The following is a 4,338-nucleotide window of genomic DNA, read 5'->3' on the forward strand; positions in this document are numbered from 1 at the left end:
GTGTAACCGAGCGGCCGCCAGTTCGTGAAGGTCGTCGACAGCCACGTCTGCCCCTCGATGACGTCGTCCTCGGTGACCGCCCCGATCGTGCGGGTGCAGCGGGTGCCCTGACCGAACGGCACGCACTGGAATCCGGTGCTCCCCAGCGCCGCGATCGCCACCTGCTCGGCACCCACGGTCACTGTCGAGATCGACGTCACGATCTTCTCGGTCCCACCCGGGCCCGTGAACGCGCACGAGAGCTGCACCTGCGGCGAGAGTGCGCCCACGAGGTCCTTCGCCGCGCTCGTCGGTGCATCCTTGGCCTCCACCAGCTGCACGCCCCGACGCAGCGCCACCGACTGCCACAGCGCATCGCCCAGATACGGCCCGCATCCCGTCGTCGGCAGGGCAGCCTCGGTCGCATCGACCGTCGGCGACGTCGTCGGACGCGACTGGCCGAGCAGCTGCGACACGAACCCCGCGCCGAACGGCAACGCCGGCAGCGCCAGCACGAGCAGCGCGAGCACCACGGCCACCGACAGCAGCCCGATGATCCACGCGATGACCTCGTTGCGTCCACCCACCCGCGCCATCCGCACCTCCCGCCCCCACGGTACGGACCCCGCGGCCGACACGCCGGAAACGGCGCGCGGCGGATGCACCCGGAAACGCCGAAGCGCCCCGGCACGAGCCGGGGCGCTTCGGTCGAGACGGATGCCGCGGCATCCGCTCACTCTCAGTTGTAGGTACCGGGAGCGATGTCGTCCGTCGAGAAGCTGTCGTAGTCGACGTAGGTGAAGTCGGCGTCGCTGTACGCGCCGTCCGACGCGAAGATGCGATTGGGGTACCGCTCGCTCTTCGCCTCCTCCGTGGCCTCCACCGTGACGTTCCGGTACTTCGACAGACCGGTTCCCGCGGGGATGAGCTTTCCGATGATGACGTTCTCCTTGAGACCGACCAGCGGGTCGCGCTTGCCCTCCATGGCGGCCTGCGTGAGCACGCGGGTCGTCTCCTGGAACGACGCGGCCGACAGCCACGACTCCGTCGCGAGCGACGCCTTCGTGATACCCATCAGCTCAGGACGGCCCGACGCGGGACGCTTGCCCTCCGACACCGACTCGCGGTTGATGTCGATGAAGCGACGCGAGTCGACGAGCTCACCCGGAAGGAGTCCGGTGTCGCCGTGGTCGACCACGGTGACCTTGCGGAGCATCTGACGCACAATGACCTCGATGTGCTTGTCGTGGATCGGCACACCCTGCGAGCGGTACACGCCCTGCACACCGCCGACGAGGTACTTCTGCACCTCGCGGGCGCCCTGCACGCGCATGATCTCCTTCGGGTCGAGCGTGCCGACCTGCAGCGGCTGACCGACGGTCACGTGCTGGCCGTCCTCGACCAGGAGCGTCGCGCGCTTGAGCACCGGGTAGACATGCGGCTCGTCGCCGCTGTCGGGCGTCAGGATGACCTTCTTCTGCTTCTCGGTCTCCTCGATCGTGATGCGACCGTCGGACTCGGCGATCGGCGACGCGCCCTTGGGGGTACGCGCCTCGAACAGCTCCTGGACACGCGGCAGACCCTGCGTGATGTCCTCGGCCGATGCCGAACCACCGGTGTGGAACGTACGCATCGTCAGCTGCGTGCCGGGCTCACCGATCGACTGGGCCGCGATGATGCCGACCGCCTCGCCGATGTCGACGACCTTGCCGGTCGCGAGCGAACGGCCGTAGCACTTCGCGCAGACACCGACGGCCGAGTCGCAGGTGAGCACCGAGCGCACCTTGATGGCGGTGACGCCCGCCTCGACCAGGCTGTTGATGAGCACGTCGCCCACGTCGGAGCCGGCCGGGGCCAGCACCTCACCCGACTCCGAGACCGCGTCGGCGGCCAGAGTGCGGGCGAACACCGAGTTCTCGACGTTCGGGTCCTTGATGAGGACGCCGTCGGCGCCGACCGAGGCGATCGGCAGCTCGAGACCCTTGGTCGTGCCGCAGTCCTCCTCGCGGATGATGACGTCCTGCGAGACATCCACCAGACGACGGGTCAGGTAACCCGAGTCGGCGGTACGCAGAGCGGTGTCGGCCAGACCCTTACGGGCACCGTGCGTCGCGATGAAGTACTCCGCCACCGACAGACCCTCGCGGTACGAGGAGATGATCGGACGGGCGATGATCTCACCCTTCGGGTTGTTCACCAGACCACGCATACCCGCGATGTTGCGGATCTGCAGCCAGTTACCACGAGCACCCGAGGACACCATGCGGTTGATGGTGTTCTCGTCGGGGAAGTTGGCGCGCATCGCCTTCTGCACCTCGTCGGTGGCCTCGGTCCAGATCTTGATGAGCTCGGCGCGGCGCTCCGCGTCGGTCGTCAGACCCTTGTCGTACTGACCCTGCACCTTCGCGGCCTGCGTCTCGTAGCCGGCGATGATCTCGGCCTTGTTCGGCGGGGTGAGAACGTCACTCAGCGCCACCGTGACGCCCGAACGGGTCGCCCAGTAGAAGCCGGCGTCCTTGATGCGGTCGAGCGAAGCGGCCACCTCGACGCGCGGGTACTCCTCGGCCAGCTTGTTGACGATCTGCGACAGCTTGCCCTTGTCGGCCTGCTCGCGAACGAACGGGAAGCCCTTGGGGAGGGTGTCGTTGAAGATCGCCTGGCCGAGCGAGGCATCCAGCAGACCGTGGCGCTCGTAGCCCTCGGGCGCCTGGCCCTCGAGGAACGTCAGCCCCGGAACGCGGATGCGCACCTTCGCCTGGATGTCGAGCGTGCCCTCGTCCTTCGCGAGGATCGCCTCGCCGACCGAGCCGAACACGCGACCCTCACCGGCGGCGCCCTCCTTGACCGTGGTCAGGTGGTGCAGGCCGATGATCATGTCCTGCGAGGGCAGGGTCACCGGGCGGCCGTCCGACGGCTTGAGGATGTTGTTCGAGGCGAGCATCAGGATGCGGGCCTCGGCCTGGGCCTCGACCGACAGCGGCAGGTGCACGGCCATCTGGTCACCGTCGAAGTCCGCGTTGAAGGCGGCGCACACGAGCGGGTGGAGCTGGATGGCCTTGCCCTCGACGAGCTGCGGCTCGAACGCCTGGATGCCCAGACGGTGGAGCGTGGGGGCACGGTTCAGCAGCACCGGGCGCTCGCGGATGATCTCCTCGAGCACGTCCCAGACCTCGGGACGCGTGCGCTCGACGGCGCGCTTGGCGGCCTTGATGTTCTGCGAGTGCTGCAGCTCGATGAGGCGCTTGATCACGAACGGCTTGAACAGCTCGAGCGCCATCTGCTTGGGCAGACCGCACTGGTGGAGCTTGAGCTGCGGGCCCACGATGATGACCGAACGGCCCGAGTAGTCCACGCGCTTGCCGAGCAGGTTCTGACGGAAGCGGCCCTGCTTGCCCTTGAGCATGTCGGACAGCGACTTCAGCGCACGGTTGCCCGTGCCCGTGACAGGACGACCACGACGACCGTTGTCGAACAGCGCGTCGACGGCCTCCTGCAGCATCCGCTTCTCGTTGTTCACGATGATCGTGGGCGCACCCAGGTCGATCAGGCGACGGAGACGGTTGTTGCGGTTGATCACGCGACGGTAGAGGTCGTTGAGATCGGATGTCGCGAAGCGGCCACCGTCGAGCTGCACCATCGGACGCAGCTCCGGCGGGATCACCGGAACGACGTCGAGCACCATGGCGGCCGGGCTCATGCCCGTCGACAGGAACGAGTTGACGACCTTCAGGCGCTTGATCGCGCGGATCTTGCGCTGGCCCTTGCCCTCGGCGATCTGCAGGTGCAGGTTGTCGGCCTCGGTCTGCAGGTCGAACTCCTCGAGGCGACGCTTGATCGCCTCGGCGCCCATGTGCGCCTCGAAGTACTGGCCGAAGCGGTCGTAGAGCTCGTTGAAGACCTCGTCCTCGCTCTTGAGCTGGCCGACAGCGAGCGTGCGGAACTCCTCCCACACGCGCTCGAGCTTGGCGATCTGCTCGTCCGCATTCTTGCGGATCGTCGCCATGTCCTTCTCGGCGGCGTCCTTGACCTTCTTCTTCTGGTCGGCCTTCGCACCCTCGGCCTCGAGCGCGGCGAGCTCCTCCTCCAGCTTCGCGAGACGGGTCGCGATGCGGGAGTCACGACGATCGGCGATCGTCCTCAGCTCGTTGCGGATGTGGCCCTCGTGCGTGGGCAGGTCACGGTGACGAGCGTCTTCGTCGACCGAGATGACCATGTACGCGGCGAAGTAGATGACCTTCTCGAGGTCCTTCGGCGCCATGTCGAGCAGGTGCCCGAGACGCGAGGGAACGCCCTTGAAGTACCAGATGTGCGTGACCGGGGCGGCCAGCTCGATGTGGCCCATGCGCTCACGGCGGACGG

The 4,338-nt window shown here is 67.5% G+C and carries 2 protein-coding genes; both read right to left on the minus strand.

Annotation, left to right across the window (positions count from 1 at the left end; genetic code table 11):
- The coding region (locus ASG00_RS05610; protein ID WP_056207483.1) for a hypothetical protein at positions 1–566 on the minus strand (566 nt) is incomplete at its 3' end.
- Between the two features lie 152 nt (positions 567–718).
- Positions 719–4,338, minus strand: a 3,620-nt coding sequence (gene rpoC, locus ASG00_RS05615; RefSeq protein ID WP_235559202.1) for a DNA-directed RNA polymerase subunit beta', incomplete at its 5' end; no start/stop codon positions are given.

Source organism: Microbacterium sp. Leaf351, from assembly GCF_001423825.1.
Taxonomy (GTDB): Bacteria; Actinomycetota; Actinomycetes; order Actinomycetales; family Microbacteriaceae; genus Microbacterium; species Microbacterium ginsengisoli.